The sequence below is a fragment of the Pseudoalteromonas sp. NC201 genome (assembly GCF_002850255.1).
GTDB lineage: Bacteria > Pseudomonadota > Gammaproteobacteria > Enterobacterales > Alteromonadaceae > Pseudoalteromonas.
This window is the reverse complement of record NZ_CP022522.1, coordinates 1,755,905-1,776,818: the sequence shown is the minus strand read 5'-3', so window position 1 is coordinate 1,776,818 and position 20,914 is coordinate 1,755,905. Positions and strand designations below refer to the sequence as shown.

Genomic DNA, 20,914 nt, shown 5'->3' with positions numbered 1-20,914 from the left:
ACTAAAGTGTGAGTCGATAAATATATAATGGCTCGTCACCTGCTACGCCCAGATCATTGACACAGGACTCAACAAACTGGCCGCCTATTTTTTCAATGATCCGCTGGCTCGCAATATTTGACTGTAAACATTGAAACTCCACAGTTTTAATATCACTTACCTCTCGAAGCCTGGCAATAACCTGTTCAAGCACTAGACCGATTAAGCCGTAACCTCTTGCCTTTTCGCCAAGCCAATAGCCAATTTCAGCAGTTTGCGTTTGCGCATCCATATATTTGATCCCAAACACACCACAAAACTCGCAATTAAATTCAATAGCAGACCAAAGTCCGCCGACTTGGTTGTTTATACGTGTGTCGATGTATCGCTCTGCGTCAGCCTCGGTATGTAGTTTCGCAACCCACGGCAGCACATTTTGTAAACTTGCACGGCTGCTTTGTACGCAATCAAACAATGGTTTTGCATGCGTCAAAGCAAGGTTTTGTAGTTTGAGATTGGCAGAAATATCTAGTTGCACGAGATGTTCAGCTCCATTTACTTACCTCTATTCAAATACAGGTCTAAAGAAGCTGCGTTCATAGCTAATTATGCAACCGGTATCTTCTGCAAATTTAATTGCAGCCTGACACTGAGCATCTTGAAACGACTCATTACGATACGTTTCATAGGCTGCCAAACTGGGAAAGGTGAATAATGCCAAGGCAATATTACTTGCACCTTCCGATGGTAAAAAGTAGCCATTATGCTGCCCACCAAAACGATTGACGAGTGGGATCCACATTTTGGCATATTCCTCAAAGTCAGCAATTTTTGCCGGATCAACAACATATTTTAAGTAGCAAGTAACCATACAACCTTTCCTTTTTGTTAAAAATACCAGTTTCACGTTGCTCTACACACCGATAGACAGTGTGCGAGATTACTTTAAGCGTTAATAACATGAAGTTAAAGTGATATGGGACTAGCTGTCTCGATTAAATGCTCACCCAAGGTTCTAACTCAACGTAAAACTACTGACAGTAACTGACACACCGAGAGCATATCTTAGCTGCAATTTTTAAAAGATGATGGAATTCCATGATGATCACCATTGATTCTTTGGTGTTATATGTAAGCGATATCAAGCTGAGCGAAGCGTTTTATAGACAGCTATTCCAATGTGAGGCAGCGCAGCTTTCTCCAACTTTTGTTTCTATGAAATGTGCACACAACGTCTCCATTGCACTTAAACAAAACACAGCCCTTACACCACCAAGTTGCATTACCGGGGGCGGTTCTGAAATCTCTATTATGCAACCAAGCCAAGAAGCGCTTTTGGCTTTATACGATACATGGAAATTACTAGATATTGAGTTTGCTCAAGTCCCGCAAGCCGAGGGATATGGCGCTAGTTTTGTCGTATTAGACCCTGATAGACATCGTATTCGCGTGTTTACTAGTGATAAGGTATAGCGCTATTTCTAGCTCTATACCTTTTTTCCATCGAATATGGAGTTCAAATTTATAGTTTGTAGTGAAGACTCAAACTAATATTTCTTGGCTCACCATATGCTAGCTGCGAGTAGAAGCCGATCTGACTGTAATATTCTTTATCAAAGGCATTATCAATATTTAGTTGTACTGATAGCGCCTCGTTGTGTTGGTATCTAGCCATTAAATTGATAAGTGAATAGGCTGGCTGTTCAACTCGTACATTGCCTAATGGTGATTTTATGTCAGTGTAGTTTTCACCCTCCCAAGAAATACCTGCACCCAATGTAAATTGGTTATATTCAAAGGTATTGAATAATCTAAATATTTTTCGAGGAAATCGCGTATTAACCGTATTTGATGTGCCACTACTATCCTCAGCGGTTGCTTCGAATGCAGTATAATTGGCATTAATCTTCCAGCCGTCCATGATCTGACCGACTACTTCGAGCTCGTAACCGTCGCTTTCAACACCATCTGCTTCCTTGTATGCAGCTAACTTATCAGGACGTGGAACAAAATCAGGGTCAACAACCGCTAAGTTTTCCTGCTGTGTTTGAAAGTAAGTTATATTGGTATGTAACGCATCATTGAAATAAGTGCTTTTCAAACCAATTTCATAATTGATCCCAGTGAGGGGGTCTAAGTAATTGTCATCAGCGTCAACCGCATTCTGCGGCTTAAAGATTTCCGTATAACTTGTATAAATCGTATGACTGTCATTTAAGCTATACAGTAGCCCCGCATAGGGAATAAATACGTCATCATCGCCATAGTCTTGGTCTGTTCCATAGGATACACCCTGCCTATTCCAGCTCGCTAACCGTGCACCAACAATTGCCTTAAATTTATCGCTCAAATGTATTCGTGTCGCAGCAAAGTAACCTGTTTGCTCAGTGGTGTAATCCTGGCTGATGTATTTTTGACCCCAATCTGGCTGGTCAAATTCCCCGTTCCACTCAAAAAAGTTTGTGACTGGTTTGGCAGTTTTGCTCCCCCCACCTTCATAGCCGTAATACACAAAGTCCTGATCGCTCTTTGCAGCCCCAACTACAAATTCATGTTCGTGGTCAAATAAAGAGTACATGCCTTGTAATCTGACACCAAAGTCAATCTGCTCTCTTTCATTTTCTAGGCGCGATCCAGAAGCAGTCATCCCAGCCCCCGTCACAGGATGAGGAAGTCCGGATACCCAAAGTAAATACATGTCTGCAGTGCTGACATTTTTATTCGCATGGGCAACCAACTCCCATCCATTACTAAAGCTGTGATGTAGGTTTGCAAAAAATGTTTTATGTGTACTGGCCCAACTACTCCATTTTGCGGCCACTGAAGCTGAACGATCAAAGTCTGTACGGCTGAGATCAGAGTTGAATATTGGCAGCCCGCCCCATTGAGAGCCTTTGGGTTCATTGTCTTGAATGCTATACCCTAATCGCAGTAAGGTTGCATTCGACAAATCTGCATCAACGGTGGCATAAAAAACCTGTTTACTCTTTTTTTCATAGTCGACAAAAGAGTCGCCTTCTTGGAGCACCATAACCGTTCGACCTCTAACAGATCCGCTTTCGTTTAGCCCGGTGCCCAGATCAACACTCGCATAATAATTGTTCCAGCGCCCTAAGCGCGCAATTACCTTGCCACTAAGTTCACTCGCATTTGCGTGTTTACGAACCAAGTTAATCGATGCCGACGGATCTCCTGCGCCGGTCAACAACCCAGTAGCCCCCCGCACGATTTCAATACGTTCATAGAGTGCGGTGTCGGTAAGCGACTCACCAGCACTCTGCGCGCCATTCCACTGTACTGGCACCCCATCAATTTGGTAGTTGTCAACATTGAAGCCTCGAGACGAAAACGCATTCCTTGAGCTATCGTAAGCTTTGGCCGAAATGCCAGACGCATTATTAATCACATCGGTTAGTGACGTTAACGCCTGATCTTCAATACTTTGCCGAGTAATAATATTCACGGTTTGCGGAGTTTCTTGCAATGTCAGACCCAAACCTGTTGCCGTGTCTATTGGCTCATTGACCACATAACTGCCCGTCACCGCAATACGTTCAATTTCATTATCACGCGTGAGAGCTGCGCCTACTTCATGGATTGAGAAACGATTTTCGTCAACTTTAGTTGCAACAAGCCCGCTTCCTTTCAAAAGAATTTCAAGTGCTTTTTCCGTCGTATAGTTTCCCTTCACTTGTATCGTTTTTTGCTCTGCTAACGCGACACCATATGCAGTAATGTGCTGCTGCGTTGCAGCTGACAGTTCGGTTATCGCTGTAGAAAGCGTTTGGGGTTCTATATTTAGTTGGTACGTAGTATCGCTAGCATAAACGTTCGCAGTTGCCAATATGAGTCCTGCGCTAGAAATAAATAAGCTCCGTCTACATATATTTATCGCATGCTGAAACTTATTTATTCTAAAAGTATGGCTTTTCATGGTCATCCTCTATTTTCATGTACCCATTTATATAATTCATCGTTAAGACGTCTACGAATTAGCAAACCCGTAAAAATCTTATAAAAATCCGCTTTAGCGTAACGGCGAGCATTAAGATAAGTAGTAACTGAAAGGTGTTCGTCATACTTTTTATGTGCGAGCAGCGAAAGTGCCACCCGTACTTACCGAGACAGTACCTCTTTACAAAAGTTTATTGCTACGGTGAGACGCTTTTCTACATTTGACAGGCTAATTGCTAACTGTGTGGCAATATCTCGTTGTTTAACACCCTTGATGGTGTACATAAAAAATATCTGCCGGGTTAACAATGGCAGCTCGTCCAGTGCCAAGTTTATGCAACGAAGCTCACACGAGCTGATATGGCACTTTGAAATATCGGCTATTTGACTATCAATACATGTCGTCATGTACGCTTTTTCATACTGGGCTCTGACCTGTTCAGTACGGAAGTAGTTAATGACTTCATTGTGGGCTGAGCGATACAGATAGGCAGTTGGATTTTCTACATTTCGATTTGTTTTCATCTTTAACAGCTTTTCAGCAATGATTTGTAGAATGTCTGACGCTGTATCTGAGCAACCAAGCTTGCTAGTCAGAAAACGTTTTAGTGCACATTCATTTGAGGAGAGTGACTGTAATATTTCTTGTGAATACATCATTTATAAGTCAACACGCAAGTCCTTGCAAAAACTGCGAATGATAATAATTACCATTTATGAAAATTGCAATACTTCTGAGATATAAAGCCTAAGTGGGTGAAGGTAATCCATCACCCTTTATTTAGAAATCCTTTGTCTCAGGCTCACACCAACTGATATTCATTACTAGAATGCGGATCTGAACTGCGGATAATTTATACTTGAGTGTTGAATAACAAGGGCAAGATCAAACTGCTTTTCGAGTTCAAGGAGAAACAGGCAAGGTGATAGTAAAACAGCTTCCAATCCCAACCTCACTTTCTACTACAAGCTCGCCACCATGCTCTTTAATAATGTCATAACTTATTGAAAGGCCTAAGCCTGTCCCGTTGCCAATGGGCTTAGTCGTAAAAAATGGGTCAAATATTTTATCTTTTATTTCTTCGGGGATCCCCACCCCGTCATCTTGAATTCGGATCAGTACACGCTGTTGTTCTAGACTTGTTGAGACGCGGATCTCTCCTTCGCTTTTCAATGCCTGAGCCGCATTGATCAGTAAATTCGTTAATACTTGAATTAGTTTACCTTGATTACCGAGCACTTGAGGGACTTCATTCAGTTGTGTGATCACATTAGCATGATATTTGAGCTTACTCTCCACCAGATTTAACGTTGTCTTAATACAGGCGTTAATATCACAAGGTTGCAATTGAATAGTATCTGCCCTTGAAAACTGTTTGAGGTCGTTCACAATTGCAGACACTCTTTGTAGCCCAGTCATCGACTCGTCAATAAGCTCAGTACAATCGCTATTAATAAAAGCAAAGTCTTTGTCTTGAATAAACTGATTAAACGCTACGAGTGTACTGGGTTCAAGTCCAAGCTGAATCGCACGCTTTGCAAGTTCGGCATAATCGCCATGATAGTGACGCATCACATCGAGATTACTCATGACAAAACCGAGCGGATTATTTATTTCATGGGCAACCCCGGCGGCTAATTGACCCACCGATGCCATTTTTTCTGAGTGAACAAGCTGTTGCTGTGCGGCTTCAAGCTCTCTATTGGTAGCCTCAAGCTGCTGATTTTTCTGATTCAGTTTTTCAGTTCTTTGCGCCACTAATTCTTCTAGATGTTTATTTAGCTCAATCAAGTCATGCTTATATCGCTCTCGACGCTCATGCTCTTCGGCTAAGGTTTGTGATAGCTCATCAAACGCCAAAGATAGCTCTTGTAACTCATCTTTACTCTGTATTGGTTTCCATTTGAAATCAAACACGCCGTTTTTGACATTCCGAGCGATAAATTTAGCTTGATTCTTCAGTATATACAGATTGGTTGTGAGATATATACCGAGAAAATAAGAGAAAATAGCAACTAACGCCATTTCAAACAGCGCGATGGAAACCGTCCAGCGTTTTACCTCTGACATAGCTCGATTTATGGTGCCAATATCTATGCCTATTTGAATGGCGCCAAACAGTGTCCCACCCTCAACAATATCAGCATGAATATCAAAAATACCGTCGGTAACTGTTTCAACTAACGTATCACCTTCAAATGTACGTTCTTTTAAGCGCTCGTTACCTGCAAAAGAAAGAGTTTGGTTTTCACCATCGATGACTTTAACGTAAAGGATATCTGGGTTACTTAATAACTCATTGGTAAAAGCATCCAGTGTGGCCAAATCGTATGACAGCACCGCATCTTTGGTCGCACTCGCAAACAGGCTTGCGGTCGTCGTTGCGCGTTTATTCATGGCGTCATTTGCAGACTCCATCATAAAATCAATCACTACAAATATGAGCGCACTCAACAACACCGCTTCAATAATAGCGGTGCCAATCATGGTTTTGAGTCTTAACGATAGCCTTTTCATTCAGTTGTGGGGCTTCTTAATAGTCCGCGTACTAATTGCCAACTAAGGTTTCTAATTCTAATGCTTTTACGTCTTGCCAGTCCTCGTTCGACGCCGCCATAATGCCTTTGAAATTCACCGCTTCGAGTAGCCTAATTCCCTCTTCACTCAGTTCAAGAGAGGTCAACGCCTCTACTAATCTTTGCCTTGCATCTTCTGGCATTGTTTTTTTTACGGCAAATGCATGTGGCGTATAACCTTTTGTCGTCCAGAGAATGTCGAGTTGTGATTTAATTTTGGGATCGGCGTTGTTGAAAGTACGCATAACACCACCGCCCGCTTTGACAAATCCTCTCGACACGTTGAGATAAACAGAATCATGGGAAGAGACATACCTTGGTGTAAATTCAATACCTTGTTTCACAAGTTCACCACGGGGCAAAATGCTTGCAGCGAATGCAGCAGGAGCCGGAAAAGCAAGCGTCTCTCCTCGCAACTGCGACAAGTCAGCGATACCAGCCCCCTTTTTAACCACGATGATCCCTTTGATCATTTTATCTCTTTGCTTGGCGATAGCTTGATAACCCGCCTGCTCATTAAATACAACAAAGTGATAGGGATTCATGTATGCTACATCATACTCTTGCTTCAACACCCGGGCTTCAAAGGTTGGTATATCTTTAGCGGTTTTAAACGTGTAGTTATCTCCGGTCTTATCACTGAGATAATCGAGAATAGGCTGCCAATTTTTGGCTAACTTATTTGCAGACTGCTGCGGCACAAAGGCGAAGGTATAATCACCACTCAAACATAAAGCGGGAAATAAAATGAGACTCATCAGCAGGATTTTTATCATCACATCACCACCTAGCAATAAACACTTTTCGAATAAGGACTTAAGTTCCACAAAAGTATAGATCAATATTAAAAAACGGCTTATCTGCTCATTGATAAAAGTGCCTGTCCTTTATCTTGTGTCCTTATCTTTGTTGGCCTTGATATTTTGTAACGCGCTTGCCAGCCAAATGGTAAACTGGTGAACAATCGCCGAACTCTTGCGATAAGTCGTTTGCCTGAGCCAATAGCCATAGCCTGAAAATTCCTCCATTGTTGGGCTTTTACTTAACCACCCCTGTATTACTGCTGACTCTGCTAATACATCGCTCAATAGTGCCAGCCCTTGCCCGGCCACAGCCGCCTGCAAGACAAAGTGTTCTTGCTCAAAATAACGCAAGTCATAATGGCTTTCGTCAATGTGCGCTCGCCAAGGAATATTTTCAAGCCCCGTTTCGTCTTGCCAATGGGTGAGAAATAGTACAGGTTTACCTTGGTCTGGCACCCGATAATTTGGGCTAGCATAAAGCCCAATTTTCTCGGTAATAAGATGAGTTTCATTAGAATTCGGATCCGCTTTGCCATAACGCAGGGCGATATCAATATGCTTCTCTTTATTTAAATCAATGAGTTGATCGCTCGCGCATATTGTGACGGTTTGGTTTGGGAAAGCATGATTAATGGCAGCCATATTCGGAGCAAGCCAAAGTGCAGCAAATGAATTACAACATGAAATAAGCAAATCGTTCTTTTGCTCAGTAAACTCAATAAACGCATTATCGAGCATATTAAGTGAATCAATACACACCTTTGCCAGTGTCTGTCCTTGTAATGTTAATTGCACTGCTCGCGTTTTTCGCTCAAAAAGCTGAACCCTTAACTGTGATTCCAGTGATTTTATCTGATGTGACACTGCCGTAGGCGTAACATTAAGTACCCGCGCCGCATCTTTAAAGCTCAAGTAGTGCGCAGCAACCGCAAAGGTTTTTATGTTATTCAAAGACGGTAAATGTGTGAACATAGCAAACCTATAAGTTAGTTTATCTCATCTATTTGTGAACTCTTCTCAGTTGTCACATTGCTCACGTAAGCACACAATAAAGCACAGAACACAACTGGAGAAAAGCCATGAAAAACATTCTATATATAAGTAGTAGCGTAAGAAAGTATAGTGAGACGAGTTCGCAACATCAGTCAATTAGCCGGATGTTAGGTGAGCAATTTTTGACAAAATTTAGCTGCTTCACACATGAAGTGGAAATCACCCATCGCGACCTCTCCGTGAAACAACCTGCATTCATCGATGAAGCATTTATAGCGGCTGCATTTGCAAAAGGCGTGTTGAGCGAAGAGCAACGCTTAGTACTCGCTGAGTCTGACGAAATTATCAAAGAAGTGACCAATGCCGATATTATCGTAATCGCAAGTCCTATGTATAACTACGGCATGCCTGCCGTGCTAAAGGCTTGGTTTGATCTGGCGATCCGAGTAAATAAAACCTTCAGCTTTGATTTAGCACGAGGTGATAAACCACTTGAGCCAATTTTATCGGGTAAAACTCTCGTATTACTGGCATCTTGGGGAGAATTTGCATTTAAAAAAGGTGAGTCACAATATCATTTGAATCATCTAAGTAGCCATATCGAGCAGTTGGCTCCATATTTAGGTGCTGAGGCGTTTTATGAAATCGCATCTGAGTATCAAGAGTTTGGAGATGACAGGCATAAGCACTCAAAACAACGTGCTATTGATGATGTACACAAACTAGCGCAAATACTTAGCGCTAAGTAAGAGCACAAGTGAGCGTATTACGCTCACCTTACTCTCATGCAGCTTACTGTTTATAGTGGTAAGTGATCTGACTTTGTAGATGTTTAGGTTCAATATGAATAGGACGATAAAGCTGGATAGTGCCAACAATCTTTGCACCATCACTAATTGTAAGCGTTGGTATGTCTTTCTCAAGCTTAGAAGCAAGATATCCTGCATGACGATAGATCACATCACCTAAAATAGTAGCGCCGCTGGCAATTGTAATATCTCCGCTCGCGTTGATGACGCTTCCTTCAATTAGAACCGACTCACCAATCTCAATATTACCATTGGTAACTTGAATGCTCCCATATACGTGCGCTTTTTCCATCAGCATAATATTACCATTATCAATATTAACCGACTGCGCTTCACTATGCTTATCAAGCTGAACATTACCGTTAGTCACTTCTGCAGATTTAACTTTGGCCCCTTCAGCTAGCGTAATATTGCCATTTTGTAAGGATAAGTTCCCGGCTCTTTGACCACTTGCCACATTAATATTTCCAGCAAAATGGCTTAAGTCTTCACCATGAGTAGCGTTAAGATTACCTACCGAGCATGCAACCAAGTTGAAGGTAAACGCAAGTGCAAGTGGATATTGGTAAAGTTTGTTGGTCATTATTTTTTCTTCTTATTATTGGTTACTAGAGCAAAGTATTAAGACAAAGTGGTGTAACTACCTAGAGCCACTAAGCAGATTTCACTTAACCTTAGCATTCAAACCGAGCTCAGGAGGTGTTAGAGGCGGATAAAGTTTACATCGGAGAAGCCTACCCAGAGTGTTCTGAGTAGGCTCAAAGTATATAATGACTATGCGTTCAAAACAGCAAGTAACCTGCCTTTTGACGTCACTATATCGGCTTTTTCAGCCTCAGCTAGATAACTGATAAGGTAAGTCTCAAGGCTGCTTTCTTCACCTTGCAGTTTTGCATCCAGCATCGCGACTTGCTCAGACATTCTCTCGCTTTGCAACGCTTCTGGTGATGACTGATTCGTTAAAATTTCAAGCCTTAGCAGCAATTGGGCAGCGTTTAGCGAGGTTTTATTGCTACCTTGCCACGAACTTGGAATATCACCGTCAGTGTCTACCGCTTCCACCAATTCATTGAACTTTTCGCGACGCTGAGATGAAAACAGATCATCTAATTTCGACTTCACTTGTGACAATAAACGATTCTTTTCTTGCTTTAGTCCTGACACTACAATAAACATATTGAGTTCGTTACGAATAGCAACCAGTTCATTTTGAGTTACCGCTTCTATGACCTTGTTGTCGAACTCTGCTAACAACTGACGCTGCTCGGCTTCCTGCGACTTCTCCTGTGCTTTTTGCTCTGCATATTGTGCGCTGCGCTTCTCAAACACGGCATCATTATGGGCACGAAATGCTTTCCACAGAGTATGCTCTTGTTTGGCACCAGCAAAACCAATTTGCTGCCACTGTTTTTGCAATGATTTCAGTAAGTCACAAGCTGCTGCCAAATCTTCAGCCTCTAGCTGCTGCTGTGCAGTTTCAACTAGCTTTGTCTTTTCAACGGCATTGGCTTGATGGAAGGCTTTAAGTTTCTCGTAAACCGCTTGATGGTGCTCACGGTAAATCGAATTCAGCTTTTGATAGACTTTGGCATCCACATTGCCAGCATTTTTCCATGCTTTGGCTAGGCGATTAAATTGTGCTTCAACTTCTCGCCAATCAATACCTTCGTTATCCAAAGTACCAAGCAGTGCTTTCACTTCTTCAATCACCGCTTCACGCGCTATTTTTGCCTGCTCACGCTGTACTTCTTGCTCCGCAAAGTAAGTGCGACACGGTACAAACAATAATTCAATTTTTTCATCAAATTGAGCGGCTTGTGCCTTTTCCTGTTCCGTTTCAACATGACCAAGCTCGTTCCAACGTACTCTAAGTAATTTTACTTCCTCAGCACGTTTAACTGGGTCAACCGCCTCCTCAGCGAGTTTGTTATCAAGCTCCGCAAGCAATTCTTCACGTTTAGGTGTAGCAGCATACTTTTGCCAATCTTTAAGGTCTTTTAGTGCTTGAGACAAGCTTTCATGCTGGTTTTCGAGCTGCTTTTTGTAGCTTGGTGTTAGCAACTCAAACTGCTCGATAAAGCCATTAAAAACGCCAAATGCCACGTTAAATCGGCCCTGATCAATTAATCGTTGCACATCGCGTGCTTTCTTCTTCGCGATTTTGAGTGCTTTTTCTTGCTCATTTTTCAGCGGCTCGATAGCTGTCATAAACACTTGGCTTACATCTGATAGCTCAGCTTTTGCTGATTTATGCAATACCTTAGGCAGTGAATCTAGTGCTTTACGCGCTGCAACATAGCGGTCTTTTTGTGCTTGCACTTGGGTATCAAGCGATTCTAATGAAGTTGGTACTTCAACTGCTTTCAACTCTGCTAAGGCATTATTGAAGGTTTCACTTGCAGCAATAAGTGCGGGCAAATCGGCAAGATCACGCTCAATATTTTGCAGTTTTCGGGTAAACTCGCCAAGCGCTTCAACAGTGACATATTGAGGTGCAGACACTTTGCCTTTTAATACTTCACTACGCTTAACCAGTGCATCGTGCGAGGCTAAGTCAAGTGTTTTACATGCAATTTCGACCGATTTTTCAATGGCTTCAAGTTCAGCAGTTAATTCAGCAACCTCTAGGGCTTGATTTTGCTTTTGCATTAACTCAGCTTGCTGCGCTTGATGTTTAACTTGTAACTCATTGAGATGACGGTTTAATTTATCTGCTACTTGTTGATACTTTGCATCTAGTGCAGTTACCGTTTCAGCATCTAACCACTTAAGCTCAATGCTTTGCCACTGTGCAAATAACTGTTGTGCTTGCGCGTTCACAGTTTCATAGTTTTGCTTATCTCTTAGCGCGTTTAACTTGGCAAGTACAACCCGCGTTTGCTCAGCAACTTGAGCAGGCATTTCTTTTGCTAATCGCTGCTGCTCCAGTGATCCAGTAAGAGAAGTCAGCGCTTCACCTTTGGCTGCTTTTAGGACACTCTTTTCAAGTGAATGCTGTGCAATCAGTTCCAACATAGCGATCTGAAGTGCTTCATCACCTTCTTTGAAGGATTTTTCGATTAACGTGGCATTCGCAAGGCGCTTAAGCAGTTTAACTTTGTTCGTTAAATCGGTTTCAATTAACGCAACTTTCTCAAGTGTTTTAGCTGGCGCGTAGCGTTCAATGTATTCTTCACGAATGTTGCTCTGCAGTGCGGTGTCTTGATTAATAACCGCACTCGAAATTTTCTGCTCAGCAAGCTCTTTTAGCTCGCTATCTTGCTTATAAACTTTCCACCAAAGACCAAGGTCATTTACCTTAGTAAGTACCTTTTTTCTGATCTGTGCAGACTCGTCCTCAAGTGCTAGCGTATGTAGTAAAGTTGCGTCTTTGCTTAAGTCTAACTTGTCCACTGCTTGTGAGCGAACGTCAACCTTAGGGTGTTTCCATTTCGGTGTAAAAAGGTGTTTAAAGATCATTTTCACTGAACCTAGCTATTTCGTTGTCGGCTTTGAATTCTTGTTGTAATTCGCGTTTGGATTTTTGCACCATTTCACCTTTTTCGTTGATGGTGAACTGCTCATTGGACTTGGCTACTTTTGCTTGATATAGCATGACCAACTGCACGGTTTGCTCTTTTTGCGCATCACTTAGCGACGTACCATCAGGCCACTTTCCAGTTGACGCGCCGTATTGCAAACGCTCGAATACTTCAGGGGTAATATTTTGAACTAAGCTATCTACATTCATTACTACTTTTTCTTTTTCAAAATAACGAGGATGACTCGATTAATTAAGTACCAAACCGCACCTATGCCTATAGCGCTTTTGCTTGCGATCATTTCAAACGAGTTAGGTTCAGGCTGCTGCCAATAGATATATAAGAATCCGCCTAGCACTAAGATCAGTGCAATAAACGAGTAATTCATTACTGATTGCTGACGTTTTACACGGTTTCTAGAGGCCGCTCTCTCTCTGTCTTCTTGAGAAAAGTCTGCTAAATTGGTTTCACAATGCGGGCAGGACTTATGTTTGGAGGAAATAGATTTACCGCAGCTTGGGCACTGTGCTATTGCCATCGTGTTACTTCTCCATAATACAAAAAAGGGCACCTGTGAGGCGCCCTATTCTACTACCTTTGCGAACTCTTGTCCTTAAATGACAAGATAATTTTAATTAAAATTCGCTCACTGTTTGTGTTCTTTGTTGAAATCTTCCCAGTATTCTTTAACTGAAGATTTCATTTCTTTTCTGAGTAGTAAAATACCAAATAAGTTAGGTAAGGTCATCACTACAATGGCCACTGCAGCCAACTTCCACACTAGTGTCGTATCAGCAAACGACGCCCAGAAGAAACCTGCAACATAGAATACGCGATATGGCATGACCGAGCGGCTACCCAGAAGATAAATCATCGCGCGGTCGCCATAGTATGACCATGCAATTGCCGTAGAAAACGCGAATAACAACAAGCCAATCGAAACGATGTATTTACCATTTTCGCCCAAATAACCTCGGGTAAATGCTTTGGTTGTCAGCTCTGCCGAATGCACTAAAGAGTAACCAATCACGCTGATGCTATTGTCTGTTGGCAAGCCGTCTTTCACTTCGACGGTACCTGTGTACTTGTGACGCTCTGTAATACCAAAACGTACTTGCTCACCAATAGAGCGCGAGTGGATCACGGTAAAGTTTTCTGTTACCGCCTTACCCTGTACGACTTCAATCTCACCATTGAAAGGTTTGACAGTATGCTCTTTTTTACCATTCAAGTAGGCGTACAATGCATCTCGGTCTTGTTGATTCGATTCGTCATATTTACCGTCTAAGATAACCATAGACGAGCGCTCAAAATGAGTTTCGAACTTTTCAGTCCACACCCCCGATGACAAAATAACCAATCCCGTCAAGGTACAGATAATGATTGTGTCAATAAACGGTTCCAGAATGGAAACCATACCTTCAGATACTGGCTCATCGGCTTTTGCCGAAGCGTGCGCGATTGGTGCTGAACCTTGACCCGCTTCATTAGAAAATAGACCTCGGTTAACCCCACGGTTAAATGCATACGCAAAAGAAGCCCCTAAGAAACCACCCGCTGCCGCAGATCCCGTGAAAGCATCTGTAAATACAGAAAGGAAAGAAGGAACGATATTCTCAATGTTGTAGAAAATAACGGCAAAAGAGCCAAGAATATAAATCGCAGCCATTAATGGCACAACGCGAGAAGTGATAGCAGCAATGCGCTTGATACCACCAAGTATAACAAGCGCAAGTAAAACTGAAAGCACAGCGCCTGTTGCCATCGGTGCAAAACCAAAGGTCGCTTCCATGCCTTGAGCAATGTTGTTGATCTGCGGCAAGCTACCTGTACCAAATGAGCTAATCACAGTCGCAATTGCAAATAATACCGCTAACCATTTCATGTTTAGGCGGCGATCCATATAGTACATTGGACCACCGGCCATGGTGCCATCATCTGTTTGTACACGGTATTTATGCGATAGCGTGACTTCCACAAATTTGGTTGTCATACCGAAAAAGGCCGTCATCCACATCCAAAATAATGCTGCAGGCCCGCCGATTGAAATTGCCAGTGCCACCCCACCAATATTCCCAGTACCAACTGTGCCAGAAAGTGCCGTTGCGAGTGCTTGGAAGTGTGTGGTATCCCCTTCTAGGCCCTTTTTATCGTATTTTCCGGTAACGACTTTACAAGCATGTTTGAAATATCGGATCTGTGGAAATTTCAAGTAGATTGTAAAAAACAAACCTACCCCTAACAGTACATACGGGAACCAAGGTGAACCACCTAACATTCCATCCAAGCTATCTAATAAGCTGCCTAACGCATCCACGAATATTCCCCTTTATTGTTGTTATTACACCCTGTTGAGGTGTTCTACTTTATTATTTTTAAATATTATTTTGTTGTTCTTTTAAACGCACAAAAATAAACGGGTAATCAATATGGTGATTACCCGTCTTTAAGCTTATCTTAAGTCGTCAACCACATTTAAGATTGCAGCTAAGGTGTCTTGACCAAACTGATATGAGCGTCGGTCTGACCAACCGAAGTATGGATCCGGCAGATTTGCATTATCCTTAAACGGCATTTCAACGGTATAAGCCAACGCTTTGAACGCTTCACCAACAGCACACGAAGCAACGGTAAGGTTTGCTTCACCCGGTGCATCTTTATCGTAACCAAATTCATCTTGGAACTCAGGTGTAATAGTCAACAGTGCCGCCTTGAAAGATTCTTCCAAACGTTGTAGACGCTCATCATAGCTCGGAATACCTTCACTGCCCGCAACGAAGTTATACGGTAATGCTTCGTCACCATGAATATCGAGGTACATATCCAGCCCAGTTTCATGCATTTTATTTAATACATAATAAACTTCAGGTGAGTTCTCAAGTGTTGGCGTTTGCCATTCACGGTTAAGGTTAACGCCTTTTGCATTTGTACGCAGATGACCACGAACGCTGCCGTCCGGATTCATATTTGGCACGACATAAAATACCGCTTTCGATAACAGTGCAGCGGAATGTGGATCTTCGTCATCCAATAATTTGTGAAGTAGACCTTCAACAAACCATTCTGCCATCGTTTCACCTGGGTGCTGGCGCGCCGTGATCCAAATCTTTTTCTTCTCATCTGACGGCTCACCAATAGTGAGTAAGCTCATATCACGGCCATCAAGCGTTTGACCTAGCGTCTCTACAACGCACGCATCATGGGCTTGAGCCCAGTAGACTAGGTCTAAATGGCGCTCATAACTATAAGGAGCAAAATAAGCAAAGTAGGTATGAGCACATTCAGGCTCAAAATCGATAGTTAATGTGCCATTCTCATAACGGGTTGGCACACGGAACCAAGTTTGACGATCGTAAGATGCAACCGCATGATAGTCATCCCAACCTTCAGGGTACGCTGAGTTTAGTAGTTGGTTGATATGAATTTTGTGCTCTAAAAAAGGCGTAGACTCAAGTCTAAAGTGAAACCATTGAAAAAAGTCAGACTCATTGTCTTTATTGATTTCTAGTTGAATATCCGCAGGTGATTCTGCTTTTACCACCTTGATATTACCACTATCGAAATTACTCGTAATGCGCATAGGTTTCCCTAAATAAGTTAAAAACTGTTGTGTAAATACACTGTTACCATACTCAACTTTGCTTCAGTCTAGAACAATATTAAGCCTCAAAAAGAGGTAATACTGTGCCTGCCTTTGCACAAAGTTAAGGTGTAACTTTTTGTTAGCTAATTGTAGCTGACCTATCTTTGCAAGCCTACCACAACCAATTTGTTTCAAAAACTAAAAAAGCCAGCTGGTGCTGGCTTTTTATCGTAAATTTCGTGTTAGCGAGGTAGGCTCGGGAATTTTACTTCCGCCATGTCTTGCATTACACGTACAACCTGACAGCTGTAACCAAACTCGTTATCGTACCATACGTAAAGTACTACGCGGTCGCCATCAACGATGGTTGCTTTTGAGTCAACCACACCTGCATAACGGCTACCCACAAGGTCAGTAGACACGATTTCTGTTGATGCAGTGTAGTCAATCTGGTCACGTAGTTCAGAGTAAAGTGAGGACTCACGAAGGAATTCATTTAGCTCTTCAGCAGTTGTTTCTTTACCTAGGTTTAGGTTAAGAATTGCCATTGATACGTTTGGTGTTGGTACACGAATTGCGTTACCAGTTAGTTTACCAGCAAGCTCTGGAAGTGCTTTAGCAACCGCTTTCGCAGCACCAGTTGAAGTAATAACCATGTTCAATGCTGCACTACGACCACGACGCTCAGCTTTGTGGTAGTTGTCGATCAAGTTTTGGTCATTGGTGTAAGAGTGAACCGTTTCAACGTGACCATTCTTAATACCAAACTTGTCGTTAAGTGCTTTTAATACCGGTGTGATTGCGTTAGTTGTACAGCTTGCTGCAGACACAATCTTGTCTTCAGACTGAATGTCTGAGTTGTTAACACCATAAACGATGTTTTTGATGTCACCTTTAGCTGGCGCTGTAAGTAACACTTTAGACGCACCAATTGACTTAAGGTGCTTACCTAAGCCATCTTCGTCTTTCCACACACCTGTGTTATCTACGATAAGCGCGTTTTCAATACCGTATTTTGTGTAATCCACTTCTTCAGGTGAGTTTGCGTAGATAATCTGAATGTAGTTACCATTTGCTTTAATCGCACCTTTTTCATGGTCTACTGTGATTGAACCATTGAAAGGACCATGAATTGAGTCACGGCGCAATAAGCTTGCACGTTTCTCGAGATCACCATCGCGGCCACCGCGAACAACAATTGCACGAAGGCGTAAATCAGCGTGAGAGCCGCCACGTTCGATAAGTAGGCGTGCTAATAAACGGCCAATGCGACCAAAACCATAAAGAACGACGTCACGAGGTTCTGGACGTGCACCTTGGTTTAGTAATTCTGCAAGTTCTGCATTTAAAAACTCTTCGATTGAGCGGCCTTCACCTGCATTTTTATAAATGTAGGCATAAGCTAGCTTACCAAGGTCAACACGACCTGGTGCTAATTCCATTTTGCTGATCACTTCTAAGAATGGAAAGCTTTCACGAAGACGTAGTTTACGCTCTTCAAAGCGTGCTACTGTTTTGTGTGCTTTGATAACATCAATGGTGCTTGCGCTCACAAGAGGACGACCGTATACAGAGATTTCAACGCCTTTGTTACGGTATAGACGACCGATTAGGGGTTGCATGCTTTCTGCATAATCTTGACGCTCTTGCCAGCTGTTTTGATATTCTTGCTCGTGAGATAAGGTCATTTTTTCTGCCTAATAAACAATTTTCTTTGAACGGATAGCCCGAATGGGCACGGCTATTCTAATTTAAACTGCCGTGATTCTCCACTGTTACCGAACAATTCATTGCGTTAAACTAGTAAACTATTAGCTCTACCCTGTTTATTCGGGCGTAACCCCCTATAATTATAAAAAATCATTGAGGTCAAACTATGGCGTTTAAAAAGTCGCTAATCTTTGCAGCGTTACTACTTGCTGGTTGCGACGACACCCTAACCTTGAACCAAGTGTGTAGCGAAACGCCTGGTTTTTGTGAAGACTTAAATAAAGACAGTCACTGTAAAGACGAACGTGCGTCGCTAATTTACGCGCGCTACCACGAATACAAGTCTCCAACGGACGAAAACAAATATGACTTGTTGCAAAATTTAGAAAGCTACAACCAATGTGTTTCTCGCGCCGCCAAAATTGAGCACATCAAGTTAAAAGAAAAGACCACTTCACGAGTGGAAGGTCATCTCACCGCACTAAAAGAAATGACGCGTATTTACAATGAAACAAAAGGCAGTAACCACCCAGGCCTGCTCTATTATCATTGGTCTCGTAACAGTGATCGCACAGCAATGAACAAGCTACTGAATATGCAAGACGACCCTAGGGTCCAAAACGATCCCGAAATTCAGCTTTTCCTCGCAGAGTTTTATGCCAAAGTAGATGACGATAAAACCGTTGATATTCTCTACCGCGTATTAGAGCTGAATAAAAGAGGTCATACCCCTAACCCAGAAGTCTATTCATCTTTAGTCAGTATTTTCTACAAACACGAAAAGTATAAGCACGCATATACTTTTGCCCGAGTGGCCCAGCTTTCTGGGGTTGAAGATATTGATATTATTCCAGTAACAAACCAACTGGCTTCAATGGGCAAAGATTTAGCCAACTTAGATTCATTGGCGCAAAGAACTTACGAAAGCATTCAAGCTGGGGAGTTTGTTTCCCCACGAGATTTTTGAGCTTAGTTATAAAAATCAAAACGGGAAGCCAATGCTTCCCGTTTTTGAGAATAAATGATCACTACTTTGCCAGTGCTACGTTAATAAATACCGCGGTCATTAAGATTGGGCAAACAAATCTAACATACTGAGCAAACCAGTAATGTGCACCACGAGACTCTAAGTGAAGCTGATTACCACGCTTCCAAACCCAGCCAACAGTAATAAAGTAGAACAACCCCATCAATGGTAGCTGATATTGCGTGAATAGACTGATCACCAATTCGAACAACCAATCAAAGTTTAGAATAATCGTGCTCGATGCTAATAAGATAACTAACGTAACCAACCCAGTCGCTTGTTTACGTTGAAAGCCATGGTTTTCAACCAAGAAAGATACCGGAATTTCTGTTGAAGAAATGGTAGACGTTACCGACGCAATAGACATAAGCACAAAGAAAGTCAGGCTAACTAATAATCCCATTTCACCCATATTGGCAAATAGCTCGGGTAAAATGGCAAAAATCAACCGGCCTTCACCGATTAATTTGCCGTCTTGAAATACTTGAACACCATTTTGCTGCGCAACGAATATTGCAGGGATAATAAGTAAACCGGCCAAAAATGCGACACTGGTGTCTAGCATTGCAACACTAAACGTCAGCTTAGGTAGATTTTCATTCGGTTTTAAGTACGAGCCATAAATCATCATGCAGCCCACACCCAACGACAACGAAAAGAATGCCTGCCCCATCGCCGCAATGATCAAGTCAGGATCGCTAATTTTTGAAAAGTCCGGAACTAAATACGTTCTAAACCCTTCTGCTGCACCGTCTAATGTCGCCATATAGCCAATAAGGCAAAGCAGTAATACCAGTAACAACGGCATAAGTCTGCGTGACCAAGCTTCTATGCCTGATTTTACGCCTTTAAGAATAATGCTCGCAGTCAAAATTAACATTAGTGGCGTAAAGATAAAGTTTCTCAGCATCGAATCACCGCTAAGAAACTGATGTGCAGCATCTAGTTCAGCCATTTGCGCAAGAGGATCAAGTGCATGGGACAGCATCCACCCAGCCACGATGGAGTAAAAGCTGAGCATCACAATAGCACCAGCAAGGCCGATATACCCCGCCGCGGCTCCTATTTTCGGATTACCTTCACGCCAGGCTGTCTTAAGTGCTTTAACTGGGTTTGCTTGTGCCTGATGGCCTAAGTACAATTCTGTGTAAAGTGCAGGTAATGCGAGTAAGAAAATTACCGCAAAATAAACCAGTAAAAATGCACCGCCACCGTGGTTTGCGGCTTGTGTGGGAAATCCCCAAATATTACCAAGTCCAACAGCCGCACCAGCTGCTGCTAACACAAAGCCAAGTCGGCTTTGAAATCCATCGCGCGTATGAGCCATGTCTGTAATCAATCATTATTTTTGTAGACGGCCGATTATACGTACTTCCGCTAAAAATGCGAGAGGTTCGAGCCGTGCCTCAGAAACTCGAGTTGGGCGTCTCTAGAAAGTCCATTTCTTCTTCTGTTGAATCGCGATTGAGTATTTCATTTCGATGGGGATAACGGCCAAATCTATCGATAATTTTTTTATGCGCGACTTCAAAATCATAATTGGGCAGGTCGCGAAAATAATGATCTGCGGCACGATGGATGATGCGACTTTCGCTATGCATCATAGGTAGATATAAAAACATCAATTCAGTATCGTTGAGCTGGCGGTGGTAGCCCTTTTCGATGGCGTGTTGGGTGAGACTTAACGCCAAAGGGTCACTGGCAAACGCCTCTGGAGTGTCTCTGAATATATTGCGTGAAAACTGATCTAAGATAATGATTTCGCACAGTGCACCAAGTGGTGTTGCTCTCCAGCTCGAAAGCTCACCTTGGTGCGCCATTTGGTGCAAAATACCGAAGCGATTTTTTATTATGCGATCAAAGTCCGCAGACTTCTTCCACCAGTCTGATTCAGTGCATTCAACAAACCAGAATTCGTAGACGTCTTTATAATTCATGATGGCACTCCTAGGGAAAAA

General features: G+C 42.5%; 19 protein-coding genes. 3 read left to right on the top strand and 16 right to left on the bottom strand.

The features are described from left to right. Position 1: 1 nt before the first annotated feature. Positions 2 to 517, bottom strand: coding sequence for a GNAT family N-acetyltransferase (locus tag PNC201_RS07345; protein WP_102056636.1), 516 nt, complete (start codon positions 515 to 517; stop codon positions 2 to 4). Positions 518 to 544: 27 nt separating this feature from the next. After that, entirely contained in the window at positions 545 to 850 is a 306-nt protein-coding gene (locus PNC201_RS07340) for an NIPSNAP family protein (protein WP_010604531.1), read from the bottom strand. A gap of 227 nt (positions 851 to 1,077) precedes the next feature. On the opposite strand from PNC201_RS07340, the gene PNC201_RS07335 reads away from it, so the two are divergent. Then, on the top strand, positions 1,078 to 1,452 hold the full coding sequence (locus tag PNC201_RS07335; protein WP_227387189.1) for a VOC family protein: 375 nt from the start codon (positions 1,078 to 1,080) through the stop codon (positions 1,450 to 1,452). A 49-nt stretch (positions 1,453 to 1,501) separates the two neighbouring features. On the opposite strand, the gene PNC201_RS07330 is transcribed toward PNC201_RS07335, so the two are convergent. From PNC201_RS07330 to PNC201_RS07310, 5 genes are all read right to left on the bottom strand, one after another. After that, positions 1,502 to 3,823, bottom strand: coding sequence for a TonB-dependent siderophore receptor (locus tag PNC201_RS07330; protein ID WP_233525227.1), 2,322 nt, complete (start codon positions 3,821 to 3,823; stop codon positions 1,502 to 1,504). A gap of 272 nt (positions 3,824 to 4,095) precedes the next feature. Then, a complete protein-coding gene (locus PNC201_RS07325) occupies positions 4,096 to 4,590 on the bottom strand; it encodes an RNA polymerase sigma factor (protein WP_233525247.1) in 495 nt (164 codons plus the stop codon). Between the two features lie 247 nt (positions 4,591 to 4,837). Beyond that, positions 4,838 to 6,451 (bottom strand): sensor histidine kinase, encoded by a 1,614-nt coding sequence (locus tag PNC201_RS07320; protein WP_233525226.1) that lies wholly within the window; start codon positions 6,449 to 6,451, stop codon positions 4,838 to 4,840. A gap of 31 nt (positions 6,452 to 6,482) precedes the next feature. Further along, positions 6,483 to 7,286, bottom strand: coding sequence for a phosphate/phosphite/phosphonate ABC transporter substrate-binding protein (locus PNC201_RS07315; protein WP_102056633.1), 804 nt, complete (start codon positions 7,284 to 7,286; stop codon positions 6,483 to 6,485). Positions 7,287 to 7,397: 111 nt separating this feature from the next. Further along, positions 7,398 to 8,285, bottom strand: a complete 888-nt coding sequence (locus tag PNC201_RS07310) for a LysR family transcriptional regulator (protein WP_102056632.1) — start codon at positions 8,283 to 8,285, stop codon at positions 7,398 to 7,400. A gap of 107 nt (positions 8,286 to 8,392) precedes the next feature. Between PNC201_RS07310 and PNC201_RS07305 the strand changes: the two genes are divergently transcribed. Beyond that, positions 8,393 to 9,055 (top strand): FMN-dependent NADH-azoreductase, encoded by a 663-nt coding sequence (locus tag PNC201_RS07305; protein WP_102056631.1) that lies wholly within the window; start codon positions 8,393 to 8,395, stop codon positions 9,053 to 9,055. A 43-nt stretch (positions 9,056 to 9,098) separates the two neighbouring features. On the opposite strand, the gene PNC201_RS07300 is transcribed toward PNC201_RS07305, so the two are convergent. The 7 genes from PNC201_RS07300 to PNC201_RS07270 all read right to left on the bottom strand — a co-directional run bounded on the left by PNC201_RS07300 (position 9,099) and on the right by PNC201_RS07270 (position 17,907). Beyond that, the gene (locus tag PNC201_RS07300; RefSeq protein ID WP_102056630.1) at positions 9,099 to 9,698 is read right to left on the bottom strand and encodes a polymer-forming cytoskeletal protein; all 600 of its coding nucleotides are present in this window, start codon (positions 9,696 to 9,698) and stop codon (positions 9,099 to 9,101) included. A 191-nt stretch (positions 9,699 to 9,889) separates the two neighbouring features. Further along, the gene (locus PNC201_RS07295) at positions 9,890 to 12,574 is read right to left on the bottom strand and encodes a DUF349 domain-containing protein (protein ID WP_102056629.1); all 2,685 of its coding nucleotides are present in this window, start codon (positions 12,572 to 12,574) and stop codon (positions 9,890 to 9,892) included. Beyond that, a complete protein-coding gene (locus tag PNC201_RS07290) occupies positions 12,564 to 12,845 on the bottom strand; it encodes a YeaC family protein (RefSeq protein WP_010604521.1) in 282 nt (93 codons plus the stop codon). Before PNC201_RS07290 ends, PNC201_RS07295 begins: the two co-directional genes overlap by 11 nt. Positions 12,846 to 12,847: 2 nt before the next feature. Beyond that, positions 12,848 to 13,174 (bottom strand): hypothetical protein, encoded by a 327-nt coding sequence (locus tag PNC201_RS07285; protein ID WP_010604520.1) that lies wholly within the window; start codon positions 13,172 to 13,174, stop codon positions 12,848 to 12,850. Between the two features lie 108 nt (positions 13,175 to 13,282). After that, entirely contained in the window at positions 13,283 to 14,953 is a 1,671-nt protein-coding gene (locus tag PNC201_RS07280) for an alanine/glycine:cation symporter family protein (protein ID WP_102056628.1), read from the bottom strand. 135 nt (positions 14,954 to 15,088) lie between these two features. Beyond that, on the bottom strand, positions 15,089 to 16,216 hold the full coding sequence (locus PNC201_RS07275; protein ID WP_010604518.1) for a M14 family metallopeptidase: 1,128 nt from the start codon (positions 16,214 to 16,216) through the stop codon (positions 15,089 to 15,091). Positions 16,217 to 16,461: 245 nt separating this feature from the next. Beyond that, positions 16,462 to 17,907 (bottom strand): glyceraldehyde-3-phosphate dehydrogenase, encoded by a 1,446-nt coding sequence (locus tag PNC201_RS07270; RefSeq protein ID WP_010604517.1) that lies wholly within the window; start codon positions 17,905 to 17,907, stop codon positions 16,462 to 16,464. Positions 17,908 to 18,095: 188 nt separating this feature from the next. On the opposite strand from PNC201_RS07270, the gene PNC201_RS07265 reads away from it, so the two are divergent. Further along, positions 18,096 to 18,896: a DUF2989 domain-containing protein gene (locus PNC201_RS07265; protein WP_102056627.1), complete on the top strand. Its 801-nt coding sequence runs from the start codon at positions 18,096 to 18,098 to the stop codon at positions 18,894 to 18,896. A gap of 61 nt (positions 18,897 to 18,957) precedes the next feature. On the opposite strand, the gene PNC201_RS07260 is transcribed toward PNC201_RS07265, so the two are convergent. Further along, the gene (locus tag PNC201_RS07260; protein WP_102056626.1) at positions 18,958 to 20,283 is read right to left on the bottom strand and encodes a sodium-dependent transporter; all 1,326 of its coding nucleotides are present in this window, start codon (positions 20,281 to 20,283) and stop codon (positions 18,958 to 18,960) included. Between the two features lie 79 nt (positions 20,284 to 20,362). After that, a complete protein-coding gene (locus PNC201_RS07255) occupies positions 20,363 to 20,893 on the bottom strand; it encodes a DUF924 family protein (protein ID WP_010604514.1) in 531 nt (176 codons plus the stop codon). Positions 20,894 to 20,914 lie beyond the last annotated feature (21 nt).